The sequence below is a fragment of the Natronococcus roseus genome (genome assembly GCF_043677095.1).
GTDB classification, from domain to species: Archaea; Halobacteriota; Halobacteria; order Halobacteriales; family Natrialbaceae; genus Natronococcus; species Natronococcus roseus.
In genome coordinates, this window is sequence record NZ_JBHLJR010000002.1 from 412,389 (window position 1) to 428,350 (window position 15,962).

The 15,962-nt window shown below is 65.0% G+C and carries 14 protein-coding genes; 5 read left to right on the top strand and 9 right to left on the bottom strand.

Annotated features, from left to right (window positions below; translation table 11 throughout):
• Window positions 1–24 precede the first annotated feature (24 nt).
• Window positions 25–1,917, bottom strand: coding sequence for an N-acetylneuraminate synthase family protein (locus ACFEMD_RS06625; RefSeq protein ID WP_394740192.1), 1,893 nt, complete (start codon window positions 1,915–1,917; stop codon window positions 25–27).
• 50 nt (window positions 1,918–1,967) lie between these two features.
• A complete protein-coding gene (locus ACFEMD_RS06630; protein WP_394740193.1) occupies window positions 1,968–2,900 on the bottom strand; it encodes an NAD-dependent epimerase/dehydratase family protein in 933 nt (310 codons plus the stop codon).
• Window positions 2,901–3,010: 110 nt separating this feature from the next.
• Here ACFEMD_RS06630 and ACFEMD_RS06635 point away from each other — a divergent pair, with 110 nt between their 5' ends.
• Window positions 3,011–3,715: an acylneuraminate cytidylyltransferase family protein gene (locus ACFEMD_RS06635; protein WP_394740194.1), complete on the top strand. Its 705-nt coding sequence runs from the start codon at window positions 3,011–3,013 to the stop codon at window positions 3,713–3,715.
• Entirely contained in the window at window positions 3,712–5,031 is a 1,320-nt protein-coding gene (locus ACFEMD_RS06640) for a polysaccharide pyruvyl transferase family protein (RefSeq protein ID WP_394740196.1), read from the top strand. Before ACFEMD_RS06635 ends, ACFEMD_RS06640 begins: the two co-directional genes overlap by 4 nt.
• Here the strand turns inward: ACFEMD_RS06640 and ACFEMD_RS06645 are convergent.
• From ACFEMD_RS06645 to ACFEMD_RS06660, 4 genes are all read right to left on the bottom strand, one after another.
• Entirely contained in the window at window positions 5,019–5,999 is a 981-nt protein-coding gene (locus tag ACFEMD_RS06645; RefSeq protein ID WP_394740197.1) for a glycosyltransferase family 2 protein, read from the bottom strand. The two genes, ACFEMD_RS06640 and ACFEMD_RS06645, sit on opposite strands and share 13 nt — an antisense overlap.
• 187 nt (window positions 6,000–6,186) lie before the next feature.
• Window positions 6,187–7,086 (bottom strand): O-methyltransferase, encoded by a 900-nt coding sequence (locus ACFEMD_RS06650; protein WP_394740198.1) that lies wholly within the window; start codon window positions 7,084–7,086, stop codon window positions 6,187–6,189.
• 174 nt (window positions 7,087–7,260) lie between these two features.
• Window positions 7,261–7,533 (bottom strand): HalOD1 output domain-containing protein, encoded by a 273-nt coding sequence (locus ACFEMD_RS06655; protein ID WP_394740199.1) that lies wholly within the window; start codon window positions 7,531–7,533, stop codon window positions 7,261–7,263.
• Between the two features lie 148 nt (window positions 7,534–7,681).
• A complete protein-coding gene (locus ACFEMD_RS06660) occupies window positions 7,682–8,548 on the bottom strand; it encodes a hypothetical protein (protein ID WP_394740201.1) in 867 nt (288 codons plus the stop codon).
• Between the two features lie 121 nt (window positions 8,549–8,669).
• Between ACFEMD_RS06660 and ACFEMD_RS06665 the strand changes: the two genes are divergently transcribed.
• The 3 genes from ACFEMD_RS06665 (at window position 8,670) to ACFEMD_RS06675 (ending at window position 12,318) form a co-directional block, all read left to right on the top strand.
• A complete protein-coding gene (locus ACFEMD_RS06665; protein WP_394740202.1) occupies window positions 8,670–9,608 on the top strand; it encodes a hypothetical protein in 939 nt (312 codons plus the stop codon).
• Window positions 9,605–10,456, top strand: coding sequence for a hypothetical protein (locus tag ACFEMD_RS06670; RefSeq protein ID WP_394740204.1), 852 nt, complete (start codon window positions 9,605–9,607; stop codon window positions 10,454–10,456). The genes ACFEMD_RS06665 and ACFEMD_RS06670 overlap by 4 nt, the downstream gene beginning before the upstream one ends.
• 74 nt (window positions 10,457–10,530) lie before the next feature.
• Complete coding sequence (locus tag ACFEMD_RS06675; RefSeq protein ID WP_394740205.1) at window positions 10,531–12,318, top strand: ABC transporter ATP-binding protein; 1,788 nt, start codon at window positions 10,531–10,533, stop codon at window positions 12,316–12,318.
• A 75-nt stretch (window positions 12,319–12,393) separates the two neighbouring features.
• On the opposite strand, the gene ACFEMD_RS06680 is transcribed toward ACFEMD_RS06675, so the two are convergent.
• From ACFEMD_RS06680 to ACFEMD_RS06690, 3 genes are all read right to left on the bottom strand, one after another.
• Complete coding sequence (locus tag ACFEMD_RS06680) at window positions 12,394–13,305, bottom strand: glycosyltransferase (protein ID WP_394740207.1); 912 nt, start codon at window positions 13,303–13,305, stop codon at window positions 12,394–12,396.
• Between the two features lie 789 nt (window positions 13,306–14,094).
• On the bottom strand, window positions 14,095–14,400 hold the full coding sequence (locus ACFEMD_RS06685) for a hypothetical protein (protein ID WP_394740209.1): 306 nt from the start codon (window positions 14,398–14,400) through the stop codon (window positions 14,095–14,097).
• Window positions 14,401–14,867: 467 nt separating this feature from the next.
• Window positions 14,868–15,899: a hypothetical protein gene (locus ACFEMD_RS06690; protein WP_394740210.1), complete on the bottom strand. Its 1,032-nt coding sequence runs from the start codon at window positions 15,897–15,899 to the stop codon at window positions 14,868–14,870.
• Window positions 15,900–15,962 lie beyond the last annotated feature (63 nt).

Genomic DNA, 15,962 nt, shown 5'->3' on the forward strand with positions numbered 1-15,962 from the left:
CTCGACGAACGGGAACGAGACGGGCTACCGAACGTGCTGGCGAATCTCGCTCAACCTCTGGGCGGCTTCCTTGAACCCGGCGCCCCGGCGCTCGTGGCCGCGCCAGATCTCGGTGATGATCGGGCCGTCGAAATCCTCGTAGACCGGCATGAGCCGCTCGAAGTCGATCTCCCCGTCGCCGATCTGGAGCCCCTCGCCGTCGACGCCGGCCGCGTCGGCGACGTGTAAGTACGCCGTGTAGGGCCGGAGGGCGCGGGCGTGCTCGACCAGGTCCACGCCCGCGTAGTTACACCAGAGCTTCGCGTGGGAGGTGTCGTAGCAGATCCGGCGTCCCGTCCGCTCGCAAAACGCCGCGATCTCGTCGGCGCCCATGAAGTTGTTGTGGTACTGTTGGCCCCCGTAGAGCCACGGCAGCGGAGGCATGTTCTCGACGAGGACTTCGACCCCGTCCTCGTCGAGTTCGTCGAGGCTCCGCTCGAGCGCCGCGTTGAGCTCGGGGACGTCCTCGCGGTGCATCGCGTCCCGCGTGACCCCGCCGGGGTGGACGACGATCGGCGGTCGCTCGGTCGCCGGGAACCGGGGACTGATCTCCTCGCGGGTCAGGTCGATCGTCCGCTGGACGATCTCGACCGCCCGTTCGCGGGCCGCCTCGTCGGTCGCACTCGGATCGACGAGTCCGTGACCCACCTGCTCGGGGGCGTGGATGCCGAGCTCCTGGGGGTAGGTGTCGAGATCGAACTCGGCGTCCAGATCCGCCCCGTTGACCCGGAACTCGAAGAGGTCGGGCTCGCCCCAGTCGTGATCGTCGATATCCGAAAAGCGGACGACCACGCCCCAGCCGTCGAGCTCGGGATCGTACGTCTCATCGACGCTGCGATCGAGGTCGTCCCACTGGAGGGTCTCGTCGACCCCGATCGGTCGGGACGCCGTCGCTCCGACGACCCCCTCGTACTCCTGGGGCGAGATCCCCTTCGCCGGGCTCTTCGCGGTGAGGTCCTCGCGAGCGATCGTCTCGCCGGCGTCGACCGCGCGGGTCGTGACGAGACTCTTCGCCAGCGAGACGCGGTTGTTGTACTCCCCACGGGTCAGATACCGCCGGCGGCTGCCACGGCTCGCCTCGACGGCGCGGACGTCCTCGACGAGGGCGGCGAACTCGTCGGGTTCGAGGCTCGCGTCGTGGTCGGGGCCCTCGAGCTCCCGGTCGAGGGTGAGGTGGCGCTCGAGGATCGTCGCGCCCATCCCGACGGCCGCCGCCGAGACGGCGGTGCCGCGCTCGTGACCCGAGTAGCCGACGGGCACATCGTAGCGGTCGTCGAGTTCCTCCATAAATCGGAGATCGAGGTTGTGAAACGGTGCGGGGTAGGTGCTCCGGCAGTGCAACAGCGCGTAGTCGGCGCCTCGCTCCTCGAGGACGTCGACGGTTCGGTCGATCTCGGACTCCTCGGCCATCCCGGTCGAGAGCACGAGCGGCTTGCCCGTCTCGAGGACGCGCTCGAGCAGAAACAGGTTCGTCAGATCCGGCGAGCCGATCTTGTAGGCGGGGAGGTCGAGCGTCTCGAGGAAGTCGACGCTGGCCTCGTCCCACGGCGAGCAGAGGAACTCGAGGGACTGCTCGCGGGTGTAGGCCGCGAGCTCCCGAAACGCCGCGTCCGAGAGCGTGACTCGCTTGAGGTTCGAGACGGTGTACTCGACGCCCAGCTCCGCCCGCGAGGGCCGTTCGACGACGTCCTCGCGGTAGGTTTCCGGGAGCGATCGCTTCTGAAACTTCACGGCGTCGACGCCGGCGTCCGCGGCGGCGTCGACGAGCCGTTTGGCCCGGTCGAGACTACCGTTGTGGTTGATACCGGCCTCGGCGATTAGATACGCGGGTTCCCCGTCGCCGACCGCCCGCCCGCCGAGAGACAGCTGCGAAGACATAGCTTCACCCAGTAATTCTCGCTACAAAACAGTTCTTGGATCGGTCGGGCTCAGGCCTCCGGGAGCGTCTCGAGGTACGGCCCACAGACTCGGCGAACGCCCTCCTCGAGGTCGATCTGTGGCTCCCAGCCCGTCTCGGCGGTCATCTTCCCGGCGTCGGCACACGTGTCGTGGACGTATACTGACTCGGGAATCGGGTTCTCGACGTACTCGGGCTCGACGTCGGTGCCGAGTTCCTCGTTGAGCAGGCCGACGAGCGTGTCGAAGTCGTGTGCCGTCCCCGTCCCGAGGTTGTAGCGCCCGTGTAGCTCGTGGTCGGCTGCCAGCTCGAGCCCGCGGACGACGTCCTCGACGTGCGTGAAATCCCGCGTCTGGGTTCCGTCGCCGTAGATCGCCGGCCGGCGCCCGTTCGCGAGGTCGTCGGCAAACTGCGCGATCACGTTCGCGTACTCCTCCTTGTGGGCCTCGGCGCCGTTGTACCCCTGGTAGACGGAAAACAGCCGCATCCCCGCGAGCGACAGCCCGTAGTGGTTCCGGAAGTACTCGGCGTACCGTTCCCGGGCGAGCTTCGAGCTCTCGTAGCCGGTGTTCGCGGCGATCGGCGCGTCCTCCGCCGACGGCCGCGCTCCGTCGTAGATCGAGGACGTCGACGCGTAGACGACGGTTTCACAGCCGTCCTCGCGGGCCTGCTCGACGACATTGACGAACCCCTCGACGTTGACACGGGCTCCCTGCGCGGGATCGTCCTCGTGCATCGCGTACGAGGACAGCGCCGCGAGGTGAAACACCGCGTCGACGTCGGTCGGGAGGTCGTCCTCGAGGACGCTTCGTTCTCGGAGATCGACGGCCGGCTCGAGGTTCGACGGCGTCCCGAGCGAGCAGTCGTCGACGACGACGACGTCGTTGTCCTGCACGAGATGGTTCGCGAGATTCGAACCGATAAACCCGGCGCCGCCGGTTACGAGAAGACGCTGGTCGTTCACGATCATTCGTGCTCGCTGATGTTTCATAAGTTTCCCGCTCCGCACACGAGGCGGTCGGAGTATGTTGCCGGGCTTTATGTTGCCGCTCCGAGGACCGTTGTTCAAACAGTATGATCGCCGCCATCATTCCCGCTCGCGGTGGCAGCAAGGGGATTCACAAGAAAAACATCGTCCCCTTTCTCGGCTCACCCCTGATCGCCCATACGATCGTACAGTCCCTCGAGAGCGACCTCGTCGATGCAACCTACGTTTCGACCGACGACGACGAGATCGCGACGACGAGTCGCGAGGCCGGCGCGAGCGTCATCGAGCGCCCGGCCGAGATCGCCGGCGACCGCTCCCCGACCGAGGCGGCGCTCCTTCACGCCGTCGAGGAGCTCCGGGCCGCCGAAACGGAGCCCGATATCGTCGTCTTACTCCAGTGTACCTCGCCGCTGCGCCGACCGACGGATATCGACGAGACGGTGGCGCTGCTCACCGAGGAGGGGTACGACTCGGCGCTGAGCGCCTGCGAGGACCACGCCTTCTTCTGGAAGGACGGCGACGGCGGCGCGGAGCCGATCAACTACGATCCGGCGGATCGGCCGATGCGCCAGGAGATGGACGGCTGGTACCGCGAGAACGGCTCGATCTACGCGGTCCACACCGACCTCCTCGAGCGCGAGGCCTGCCGCCTCGGCGGCGAGATCGGGATCCACGAGATGCCGCGACAGCTCAGTAGCGAGATCGACACCCCCGAGGACCTCGAGCGCCTCGAGGCGATCGCCCGGACGAGCGGGTTCGAGCCGCTTCTCAGCGGGGCGCCGTCGCAATGAACGTCTTCTTCGTCAACGACACGACGACGAGTTCGAACTGGGGCTGCCGGGGGACGACCCGCGCGCTGCGGCGGATGGTGACGGACGCCGGCGGCGACATTACCCACACGCTGCAGTTAGAACGGATGGACGACCCCCGTCGACTGGGCGAGGCCGTCACCGAGCCGGGGGCGTTCCCCGCGCGGTTGAGCAAGTTCGCGTTCCAGCAGGCCGGCGTCAGGCCCAGAGCCCTGCGCGCGCTCCGGGCGCTGCCCTCGAGCGACCGCCGCGGCGCCTACAAGCGGTACAAGTCCCTCGTGGGGCGGTGGGACGACCTGCCCGTGACGTTCGAGGAGTACCCCGACGCGGCTGACGCGGTCGACCGCGGCGAGCGCTTCGAGCGCGAACGCGACGCCATCCAGGCCTGCGACGTCGTCCTGATCAACGGCGAGGGGAGCATCTACGACCGACAGCGGAAGGGTCGGATGATGTTCTTCCTCGCCTACCTCGCGACCCAGCGCTACGATACGCCCTGCCTGCTGGTCAACCACACTGCGGACCTCCACGATCCGGTGATGCGAGAGCTCGCCGAGAACGTGTACCCAATGCTCGAGGACGTCGTCTTCCGCGAGCCGTACTCGGCGCGGGCGGCCGAGCCCTTCCTGCCGAACAGCGCCGAGGACCACCTGGGCGCCGACGCGGCGTTTACCTACGACCCGGTCGCGGATCGCGAGCGGTGGGCGTCGGTGGTCGGGCGCGAGGGGTACTTCGACGTCTGGCCCGACTCGGCGAGCGGGTTCGACCCGGGCGAGCCGTACGTCTGTGTCGGCGGGAGCTCGATCTTCAACCGTCCCGACCGTCCTGCGTACGATCCCGAGCCGGCCTTCGAGGAGCTCTGTGCGCGTCTCGAGGAGGAGATCGCTCCCGTCGTACTGACCGCGTCCTGCTCGAGCGACGCCGAGCTGTTCCGCCCGATCGCAGAGCGTCACGGCTACCCGTTGATCGGGCCACACACCCCGGTTCGGCAGGCGATCGACGTCCTCTCGCAAGCCGAACTCTACGTCAGCGGGCGGTGGCACCCGAGCATCTACGCGCTCGTCGGCGGGACGCCGATCGTCACGCTGACGGCGAACACCCACAAGACGATGGGGCTGATCGAACAGGTCGGTCTCGACGCGCCGACGTTCGACGCCCTCGAGCTCCACGAACACGTCGAATCCATCGTCGAACTCGCCGAGTCGTACGCCGAGGAGGGTGAGGATCGTCGCGAGGAACTCGCCGAGCGCAGCCGCGACCTCGCCGATATCGCGCGGCGAAACGTCCGTTATTTCGAGTAACCGAGCCCGAACCGGCGTTTCAGCACGTCCTTCACGCCCTCCGGAAGCACCCGGGCGCCGACGCCCTTCGCGTGCTGTATCCCTTGCTCACTCAGTTTCTCCCGTCTACTCGTCCGCTCGAAGCGCTCGAAGTACCGCCGTTCGTACTGGCGGTCGGGCATGACGTGGCCCGGCCCCTCGTACCACGGCGTGTGTTCGTACCGCGGGATCTCGGCGAGGTCGGAGTCCGGATCGGTCGTGTGAATCCCGCGCTCGTCGAACCCGACGTTCGAGACGAGGTTTTTGGAGGGGATCACCGAGAGCCCGTTGTTGACCGTGATCGCGAAGCGCCAGGGCTTGCTCCAGGCGATCGAGCTCCCCTCGTACCGTTTCTGAAAGCGCTCGTACTGGTAGGCGAACTGCTCGTCGTCACAGACGACGTCCCGAACGCGGTCCCTGACCTCCGGCTCCGCCCACTTGCGCATCTCGGGATCGTACTCCTTCCAGGCGCGCCGCCAGGTCGCCCACCCCCACACCCCCTGGTAGGTGACGAAGTGGTAGTCCTGGCGATCGTCCTTCCAGGTCTCGAGACGGTTCGTCCCGTTGACCGACATAATCCGCTCGTCGTCCCGGTAGCGCTCGAGCATCGCCTCACAGAAGGTGAAAAACGAGTCGTTGGGCACGCAGTCGTCCTCGAGGACGATCGCCTCCCGCTCGCGCCCGAACACCCAGTCCAGCCCCTTGGCGACGCTCGAGACGCCGTGGTTGCGATCGCGGTACCGGCGGTGGAGCTCGCAGGGCCAGTCGATCCCCTCCTCGACGACGGCGCGTGCGGCCCGACAGCGCTCGGCGTCTTCGGCGTCGACCGGCCCGTCGGCGACGACGTAGACGGTTTCGGGTTCGACCGCCGCGAGCCGCTCGACTACCTGTGCCGTCGTATCCGGTCGGTTGTAGACCAGCAAAACGACGGGGGTCTCGCAGTCACTCACCGTTTGCCCCGGGAGTTCCTGTCGGTCCGGCCTCCGCCGTTTGGCCACTCATCGTTCATCGGTACTGGACATACAGAGCGACCGGAACTAAACGATTACCATGAGCGACGGCCCCGAGGGAGCTCCCGCGTGGTCTCGGCCACCCCCTTCCGTTCAGTATCCGCGTGGTCCCACCCACCCCGTCCGCTTAGTACGGCAGCGAAACCCGCTCGGCTTCGGAGATACTCGAGTTTACGACGGCGAACCCGACCCTGTCCGTCAGCACCGAGAGATCGACCCGCGGATCGGCGCTGATCTCGTCCCACGCCTCGTCCATCCCCGCCGAGTAGTCGTTCACGTCGTCGAAGACGACGATCGCGCCCTCGTTCGCGACGTCGTACAGCGCGTCGAAGTACTCGAGAGTCGCCTCTTTCTGGTGGTGGCCGTCGAGGAACGCGACGTCGAAGTTCGGCACGCTGCCGTCTCCCAGCAGGACATCCTGAAAGAGGCCCTGTCGGACCGTCACTCGCTCCTCTAACCCCAGCTCCGAAATCGTCTCCCGGGCGATCTCGACCTGTGGCTCGCCGGCCTCGACGGTCGTGAGGTGGCCGCTGTCCAGCCCCGTCCCGATGTAGGCGGCCGACGTCCCGAGACAGGTTCCCAGCTCCAGGACGCTGGGAGCGTGGTACTGCGTAAGCAGCGCCGTCAGCAGCCGTCCGTACCTCGCTGGGCAGTGTGGAAACGCCGAGACGGTGACCGTGCTGTGTCGGCCCTCGTACGTCTCTTCTGTCAGCCCTTCGTCGTTCGGCCCGTGAAACGAGTACGTAACCTCCGTCTCGTCGCTTTGCAGCGCGGACGTGCGCTCCGAAATACGCTCGAACGTCGCCCGCTGCTCGGCGGTGAACGAGTCCCGTAGTGCGACCCGGAACCCGTCGGCGATCCGCCGGGCGGATCGGTCGTCGACCGCCTCGAGTTCCGCGAGCGTCCCGTGGATTCGGCGTCTGCGGATCGGCTCAACGGCACGGCTCTTTGCCCCCTCGAGCAGCTCGTCGTACTCGCCTTCGCTGGCTAACCGCCTCGCCTCGAGCAGATCGGATCGGAGGTCCATCGACTCGATATCGTTTCATACGGTTATTTTCCTGGCGGTTTCAAACTCGAACCGCCGACCGACAACGAGTAGAGTCGATAGCCAGATCCAGGTCTGCGAGCCGACCGAGATCGACCTCTCGTGAGCGCTCCAGGTGTCCCTCGCGTCAGGCGACGCGTAGCTCGGACGCCGACCTCAGGCGGTCGAGGCCACGCTGATATCGCCGTCGCCGGTAACCGTGACGGTGTAGCCGCAGTACTGGAAGGAGATCGTCCGAAGCGCTCCGTCGTGGCCCCCGGCGACGAGGTCGTTCAGCGCGTCGGTGTCGATCACGTCGTAGAGCGGTGGGAGGTCGACGGGGTCCGTATCCGAGACGTCCGCGACCGTGTAAACCACGTCCGTCGTGAGTTCTCGTTTCGTCGTGCGTTCCGCCGCAGTGCACTGATCGGAGATCCGTGTCTCAGTCATTGCACTCTCTTCCACCGTCGGCACCCATATTCCTTGACCATGATGTTGAACCGTCGGCGACGGTAGTGGCCGCTTACTAACGTACCCGTTCCACTCTCGCCCACAGCGAGGGATCCAGCAGGATAATCCGATCGCGTTTCCCCACCGGTCAGTGGGATGGCCCCCTTCTACGAAGCGCTCGAAGATCGGGATGCGCTCCGGCGGCGGCCTCACCACTGGCGACGCGGTCCCGATAGGTCATCCAGTTGGGGTGTCGAGCCAGGAACAACACCGGGACGTGACTCACGCCGAGCAACGAGGCGACAGTAAAGCGGTGTTTGCCACACACCAGGAACAGTTCGCCGTCCCGACCGACGTCGACGGCGATCTCGCCGCGCAGCCAGGCCGGAACCGTCAGTCCCCCCTCTCGCTCGAGTCGGGTGTACGCCGACTCGAGACCGTTCTCGGCGACGTCCGCGTACAGCTCCGCTAACTCGGCGAAGCGATCGTGGAGCTCCGCCTCGGACCGACAGCCGTGCCAGACGTGTCGGCGATCGCCGGTCTCGAGCAGCTTCCGGGTGGTCTCGTACAGCGGCGTCTCCGTCCATGCGGCGTCCTCGACGAAGCGCTGGCGCAGCGAGCGATACAGCACGGATTCCGAGAACCGGTCCGCGACGAACAGTTCCGCGGGGGCGCCGTCGTAGGTCGGGTCGATCGGCGGGCGATCGCGTCGGTCCCAGTCCCCGGGGACCACGGATCCGAACCGTCGTTGCCGGTGCTTGTAGGGCGGGTAGGTCCGTCGAGTGTGGCGAACAATCCGGTCGGTCCGCACCCACTCGAGTTTGAACGGGTCCGGCGGGGCGTCGTACGGCGCTCGATCGGCGGCCGTCCGCGATCCGTAGTACCGGCGGCCGAGGCGCCAGTGAAGCGCTTCCGACGGGCGTGGCTCCCGAAGGTACCACTCGATCGTCTCGCGGGCCAGTCCGTCGACGCCGCCGTCTCGGAGGTTCTCGTAGGCGGTTCGAAGGCGGCTCACGCTGGCCTGCCTCGAGTTCCGATCCGTTCGCGATCACGCGTTGCAACCATCACAGCTATCAGTCACCAACGACAGATATTCAAACCATACGATACAGCTCCTCGCTCCGTATGCAACCGTCATGCTCCACTCAAAGTACAACCTCCACAACGTTCGGAAAGCGATCAGGGACCCCTCGCTGCTGTTCGTCGAGACACAGCGGTGGGCCAGACGGGCGAATCACGCGATTCACGACCGCTACTCCCGTGAGGAAGCCACTCGAGTGATGGACGAGGACTGGGACAGCCTGGTGATCCTCGACGGCTGTCGGTACGACGCCTTCCAAGTGCGATGCGAGATCGACGGTCGCCTCGAGAGTCGACGCTCCCTCGGCAGTCACAGCGAGGAGTTCCTCCAGCAGAACTTCCCCGAAACGTACCACGATACGATCTACGTCACCACGAACCCCTTCGCGCCAAGTATCGTCGACGACGACACGTTTCACGCGATGGTTCCGCTGCTCGAGGAGTGGGACGCCGACTACGAGACGGTCCACCCCGAAACGGTGACCCGCCGGGCGAGCGAGATCGCCGAGGCCTACCCCGACAAGCGGCTGATCGTCCACTACATGCAGCCCCACTACCCGTTTATCGGCGATATCGGGGATCGACTCGACCACCGGGGACACAACAGCCGGATGGACGACCCCGCCTTCGAGACGCCTTCGATCTGGAAACGGCTGCGAAACGGCGAGGACATCGATCTGGAGCTGGTGCGAGCGGCCTACACGGAAAACCTGGACATCGTCCTCGAGTACGTCGAGGAGCTCCTCGAGGCGCTGTCGGGTCGAACCGTGATCACCGCGGACCACGGCAACCTCATCGGCGACCGGATGTCGCCGATCCCGGTCAGGGGCTACGGTCACGAGCGCGGGCTTCGATCGCCGGAGCTCGTCGAGGTTCCGTGGCTGATCGTCGACGATGGGGCCAGACCGGAGATCCGCGCCGAGGAACCCGAGCGACGCGATCGGATCGAGGACTCGGTGGTCGAGGAACGCCTCGAGAGCTTCGGCTATGTATGACCGGCGCCGCGCTTCCGTCGCCGATCGATCGCCTCGCGGAGCGCTACCGCACCGACGGCGCCCGCGCGGTCTGCCGGCTGACCGGTCGCCATCTCGCCGACCGCTACCGGGATGAACGGGCCCGGCTTCGGTGGAAATGGGCGAAACAGGTCGCGCGGGAGCCGATCGCGGAGCCGTCGCTGATCCGAATCGATCCGAACGACGTCGACCACGTCCTCGCCCACTACCCCAGCGGCGTGGACGGACACTACCCGCTCGGTGTCTTCGGCGGGCCGTGGGATCGGGATCGAACCCGGATCGACGCGCTCGCCGTCTACCGCGCGCTGCACGTTCACTTCGGCCAGGACGTTCCCTGGGTCGAGACCGACGGGTACCGACGGGCCCGCCGCCGGATCGAGAACGGTGGTACCGGCTGGAAGGGTGCCGAGACGGTCGCCGAGCTCGACGAGCGCTGCGCCGAGACGGATCGGCTCTACGAGTCGATCCGAGACGAGGGGTACCGCTCGCAGGCCGATCTCGACGCGGCCGTCCGAGCGGGGGAGACGGTCCCGTCTCACGGAACCTCGACTCAGGATCCGCGCGTTCCCGACGAACTCAAACTCGCGATCGGCCGAAACGGCGTCCCGATCCGAGCCGCGGGCGGGAAACACCGGCTCGCGATCGCCCGGCTGCTCGACTGCGAGGCGATCCCCGCGGCCGTGATCGTCCGCCACTCCCGGTGGGAAGCGATTCGAGCGGAGGTCGCCACAGCCAACTCGCTCGAGGGGTTGAGCGATCGAGCACGGATCCACCTGGATCACCCCGACCTGCGGGAACTCGTTCCCGGTTCGTGGGTCAACGGCCGATAGCGGTGGGTCCCCGGGAGCGAGATAGATTGATAATCTTATAGTAGCTCGGTAATCAATCGATTTGCAGTAACCGAATGGATACGCAAGATCTTTCTCGTCGGGAGAAGCTTCGCGGCCTCTACAAGGTCGCGACGTTTCGCCCCTTACTTACCGTGGCCATCATCCTCGCCAGCGTCGTCACCGCGATGCTCGAGGGGATCGGGATCAGCTTCATCATCCCGATCGTCGAGATCGTTCAGTCCCCGGGCGATCCGGCCGCCGACGCGAGCGGAGAGGTTGCCGTCTTCGTCGCGGTGTTCGAGTTCCTCGGGATTCCCTTCGAACTCGGCACGGTCGTCCTCGGCGTGATCGCCATCATGGCGGTTCGTTTCGCGACGACGTTCCTCGTCGAGTGGCTCCGGATCGCCCTCCAGACGCAGTACGTCCGCTACCTCCAGACCGAGGCGTTCGAAAACGCCCTCGACGCGGAGGTCGCCTACTTCGACGAGGAGGGGTCCGACGACATCCTCAACGCGATCGTCACGCAGGCCGAACACGCGGGCAACGTTATCCGAGACACGATCAAGTTCAGCAAGGAGCTGCTTCTCTCCGGGGTCTATCTCGGGATCGCGCTCTACCTCGCACCGACGCTGACGCTGGCCGCAGCCGTGTTGCTCGGCGGGCTGACGCTCTTCGTCAGGAAGATCGTCGAACCCGGCTACACGATCGGTGACCGGGTCGCCCAGGCCAACGAGGAGATTCAGCGGTCCGTCCAGGCGGGAACACAGGGGATCCGGGACGTGAAGCTGTTCACGCTGAGCGACGAACTCCTCGAGCGGTTCTCGACCCATATCGAAACCTACACCGAGTCCTCGATCAAGCTCGGCCGCAACGAGGCGCTCATCGACAACGTCTACAACTTCACCGCGGCGGCGATGGTGTTCGGGCTCATCTACGTCGCGATCGGGTTTACCGGACTCTCGTTGGCCGCGCTCGGGATGTTCCTGTTCGCGATGTTCCAGCTCGCGCCGCGACTGAGCCAGGCGAACAACTACTTCTACCGGGTCGAGGGCAGGTTCCCACACCTCATTCGGACGCAGAACTTCGTCGAGGAGCTCGAACGGCGCGAGGAACCGACCGGTGGCGATCGACCGGTTCCGGACAGCCCCTTCCCTATCACCTTCGACGACGTCTCCTTCGCCTACGACGAGGAACCCGTGCTTCGGGACGTCTCGTTTCGCATCGATTCCAACGAATTCGTCGCGTTCGTCGGCGCCTCCGGAGCCGGGAAGTCGACGGCTGCGGTGTTGCTCGCGCGGCTGTACGACCCCGACAGCGGACAGATCACGGTCGCCGGCAGACCACTGGAGGAGTACGACCTCACCGAGTGGCGCTCCCGAGTTGCGGTCGTGCGCCAGAAGCCGTTCCTGTTCAACGACACCCTCCGGCACAACGTGACGATCGGCAACCGGGACGCGACCCAGAGCGAGATCGAGCGAGCCTGCGAGATCGCTCACGTCAACGAGTTCCTGGACGAACTCCCCGAAGGCTACGACACTGAACTCGGAGACGACGGCGTCCGCCTCTCGGGCGGCCAGCGCCAGCGCGTCGCGCTCGCCCGCGCGCTGTTGAAGGACGCGGACCTCCTCATCCTCGACGAGGCCACCAGCGACCTCGACTCGGGGATCGAGGACCGGGTCCACACCGCGATCGAGGAGATGGACCGGGACTACGCGATCCTCGCGATCGCCCACCGCCTCTCGACCGTCCGCGGTGCGGACCGGATCCACACCCTCGAGGACGGACGGATCATCGAACAGGGCGACCACGGCGAGCTCCTCGAGGAGGACGGACGGTACGCCGACCTCTACGCGATGCAGTAACGACCGCGATCCGCTCGTCGCACGCTGGTTCTCCTTTCGAACGCGGGCGCACGCGGCAGCTCTGAGACGAAGTCCCTACTCCGATCCGGCCGTTCGATCCCGTACCTCCCGAAGCTGGCCCGCTCGCTTCGAGAGATCGAGCACGTAGCGCAGCCCGAAAAACAGCAGCTTCTCGAGGGCGGATAGCTCCGTCCAGACCTCGAGCAGTTCCGCGCGAACCGTCGACGGCTTCGGCGGGAGGTACTGGCGCGGATTGGTAAGCCCCCGGCCGTGATCGAGTTCGGGGTGAAGGCGACGTTTTTGCTCGATACCCCGCCCGATCCGAACGTACTTCTGGACCATCGACCGGAGCGTCGATCGGGGTGGGTGGAAAACGGCGACGCTCGGTTCGTAGTGGAGCTCCCAGCCGGCCCGTCGAACCCGACGGCCGAACTCGAGGTCGCCGCCCGAGACCAGCCGCCGATCGAAGCCGCCGACGGACTCGAGGACTTCACGACGGACCAGCAGACAGGTCGTCGGGGCGTACCCGACCTCACGGACGTACCGCTCGACCGGGAACCCGGTCAGCCGATTGTAGCGTGCGATGATGCCCTCGTCGGCCTCCCGGGGGATCTCGACTCGACAGCCCATGTAATCACTCCCCTCGTCTTCCATCGCGGCGACCGCGCGCTCGAGCCAGTCGTCGTCGACGGTCGTATCGGCGTCGAGGAAGGCGAGGATCTCGCTCTCGGAATCGGCGGCCCGGACACCGGCGTTTCGGGCCGCGTACGAGCTCTGAATCTCGGATTCGGTGACCAGAGTAAGCAGGTTCGGGTACGAGTCCCGGTACGAACGGGCGGTGGTCGGGGTGGCGTCGGTCGAGCCGTTGTCGGCGACGACGATCTCGTAGTTGGCGTACGTTTGATCGACGACCGCCTCGAGGGTCCGCCGGAGCCCCGTCGAGTCGTTGTAGACGGGAACGATCACCGAGACTCGAGGACCGCTCATAACTGGGCGAGGGCGGTTCGTTCGCTTTCGGTCGCTTCGTCGTCACTGATCACGACCGGTGTCTGGTCGTTCGCTGTCCGAACACCGGATCCGTTCGCAAGCCGCGCTGTGAGACCAGAGCCGACCTCTCTGAAAACGCTGTGCTCGTTACACCCTTCGTTCGATACGTGGTTGTCGCCAAAAGTACCTCCCGTAACGGGCGTTTGGAGGAAACGCGGGGAACCCATACAGGACGTTCAGGTCTGCGGGACAATAATATTACGTTCAGAACACCCCTGCGAACAAAGGATCGAGTTCGAGGGATAGCTCGCTTCTCGACCGGGACGCCCCCCTGTCTCGAACGGCAGCTATCCGCACCTGGTTGTTATCGACCGACACTATGTCTGACGAAAGTATTTACGGTAGAGTGTCCGACTGTCAATCGGCAGATCGGTACCATCGGTGGGATGCCTGTTACTATCGCCGCGTCCCGGCACTCGAGAGTCGTGGTGGGCTTGCTCGAGGTCGGTTCGTACGGACCGGTCGAGGATTCCGATCTCGGTCGGTTTCGCCACCCGCATATCTGTTGCTCGAGCCATGTGTTCACCTGAACTCCGAGCCGACGTTTCGAGACGAACTCGACGACGACGCACCAACTGACTCTCGGCAACGGGACCACCAGTTCTATTCATTCTATAGCTAACAGAAAGTATTTATCGAACCGCTCCGGAGTCGATACTGGCCGGCGGAATATGCTCGACAGCCATAGTACGCGGACTCCGGTCCGGCCCTCAGCCCTTTTCGGTGACGCTACATCTCGACACTCTCGAGCAGCGACTCGAGAGCCGCGGGTTCGTTCGTTCGATCCAGCCGATCGACGACGTCGTTGTCGCCGTCCCGACGTATCCGCCGAAGGAGAAGCTTCGACTCCCGAATTTCGACGACGTAACTCACTTCGGTAGTGCCCTCGAGAACGTCGAAGAGCGATTCGTGGTACACTACGGCATCGACCGTCCCCCACGTCCAGTTCGGATCGTATCGCCACCCCATCGGAAGATCGGTCGCAGAGAGTCGCTCCCGGATCTCACCCCCCTGATCGGAATCTGAGCCATCCATTATTGATTATTGCATTCTCCGACTACTACATAAATGGTTCATACTGAGACGGCGGTTCTTGCACCGGTAGCGGAAGCGTCGGAGTTCACCCGTGTCGCGTTCGTTTCGAGGACGATAGGAACACTGAACCTGCCGCCACCACGTACTCACGGTAGAGAACGTATTTATCCCCTCTCTCTATAGAAATCAGCCGGAGGGTCCCGCCGCTGACGCTCTGTCGTTCGCATGCGTCTCCGACTACCCTACTCGTCCAACCCAACTCTCGGATTTTCGAGTTCTGGTATTCAGGTGTGGTCCGGTCCACTCACACCGTACAACAGCGGCACGACGCCACCGACGAATGCGTTCGGCGTCCGAAATCCGTCCGACCGCCGAATCTCGAGTCTCGTTCCGAAGCCGAGACACTCGCCTCGCATATTTGTAGTCCGGTGTGCATCGAGTCGAGGGGATTCCGTTCCGAGGAGCCCTTACTGATCGAAGACGTCGCCGCGAAGCTCGTAGGCACGAACCTCGCCGCAGTTCTGTGCGCCGAACATGATCGTCTCGGTATCGCCGGCCTCGAGATCGATCTCGGTACTTTCGGTTTGCTCGTCACGGTCGCCCCGGAGACCGACCCAGACGAAGCCCGTGATCTCGCCGTCCGTCTCGTTGTACACGTCGACCTCGACCTGACAGTTCTGTCCGTCGAACGCGTGAGACTGGATCGAGAAGACGTTGTCCGTTCCGCCCTCCATGCTGACGTGTCCGTCGACGTCGTTGTCGGCGTCACGGTCGATCGCCTCGTAGCCGTGAAGCTCGAACCCGTAGTGGGTCGCCTCGTCACACCCCTCCAGTACGGCAGTTAGCTCGTGGCTCGAGTCGTCGCCGTCGAGTTCGTACTCGTTGTTCCGGGACTCCGAGAGGATCTCGTCACCGTAGTAGACGACGAAATCGTACTGAATTTCGGCGGTCTCGTCCTCGGGTCGGGTGATCCTTGCGGTCAGTTCACAGCCACCTTCGGCCCCGAACTCCGCAACCTCGAGCGGGCTGTCGTTGGCGATTTCGTCCTCGTAGTCGTCCGGATCGAGTTCTTCGGTTTCCTCGTCGTCGCTGTCGTCGTCATCCTCCTCGTCGTCGCCATCGCCGTCATCGTCATCATCTTCGTCATCGCTGTCGTCGTCCTCCGAGTCGGTTTCTCCGTCTTCGTCGTCGGTTTCGTCCTCGTCGTCGGCCTCTTCGCCACCGAACTCGTCCTCGTCGTCGGCCTCTTCGCTATCGTACTCGTCGTCGGTCTCGTTGCCGTCGTCCTCCGTTTCGTTTCCGTCGTTCCCGTTCTCGTCGTCGGCATCGTCCGTCTCATTGCCGACGTCGTCGCTTTCGTCAGTGTCCGTCGTGTCGTCTTCGTCCGCTGCGCCGTCGTCCTCGGGCGCGTCATCGTCGCCGTTCTCGTCGTTGTCGCTACAGCCGGCCACCACGGCTGCTGCACCCGTTGCACCAATTAGGAACTTTCTCCGATCCATGAAAACAATGGATGTTCCTGGATAAAAAATATACCGGTGATCTAGTGAATAAAGGGTGCCGGT

Coding starts and splice junctions, on each gene's coding strand:
- ACFEMD_RS06625 (WP_394740192.1), bottom strand. CDS start 1,917: ATGTCTTCGCAGCTGTCTCTCGGCGGGCGGGCGGTCGGCGACGGGGAA.
- ACFEMD_RS06655 (WP_394740199.1), bottom strand. CDS start 7,533: ATGACTGAGACACGGATCTCCGATCAGTGCACTGCGGCGGAACGCACG.
- ACFEMD_RS06680 (WP_394740207.1), bottom strand. CDS start 13,305: ATGAGCGGTCCTCGAGTCTCGGTGATCGTTCCCGTCTACAACGACTCG.
- ACFEMD_RS06670 (WP_394740204.1), top strand. CDS start 9,605: ATGACCGGCGCCGCGCTTCCGTCGCCGATCGATCGCCTCGCGGAGCGC.
- ACFEMD_RS06690 (WP_394740210.1), bottom strand. CDS start 15,899: ATGGATCGGAGAAAGTTCCTAATTGGTGCAACGGGTGCAGCAGCCGTG.
- ACFEMD_RS06665 (WP_394740202.1), top strand. CDS start 8,670: ATGCTCCACTCAAAGTACAACCTCCACAACGTTCGGAAAGCGATCAGG.
- ACFEMD_RS06685 (WP_394740209.1), bottom strand. CDS start 14,400: ATGGATGGCTCAGATTCCGATCAGGGGGGTGAGATCCGGGAGCGACTC.
- ACFEMD_RS06635 (WP_394740194.1), top strand. CDS start 3,011: ATGATCGCCGCCATCATTCCCGCTCGCGGTGGCAGCAAGGGGATTCAC.
- ACFEMD_RS06675 (WP_394740205.1), top strand. CDS start 10,531: ATGGATACGCAAGATCTTTCTCGTCGGGAGAAGCTTCGCGGCCTCTAC.
- ACFEMD_RS06640 (WP_394740196.1), top strand. CDS start 3,712: ATGAACGTCTTCTTCGTCAACGACACGACGACGAGTTCGAACTGGGGC.
- ACFEMD_RS06650 (WP_394740198.1), bottom strand. CDS start 7,086: ATGGACCTCCGATCCGATCTGCTCGAGGCGAGGCGGTTAGCCAGCGAA.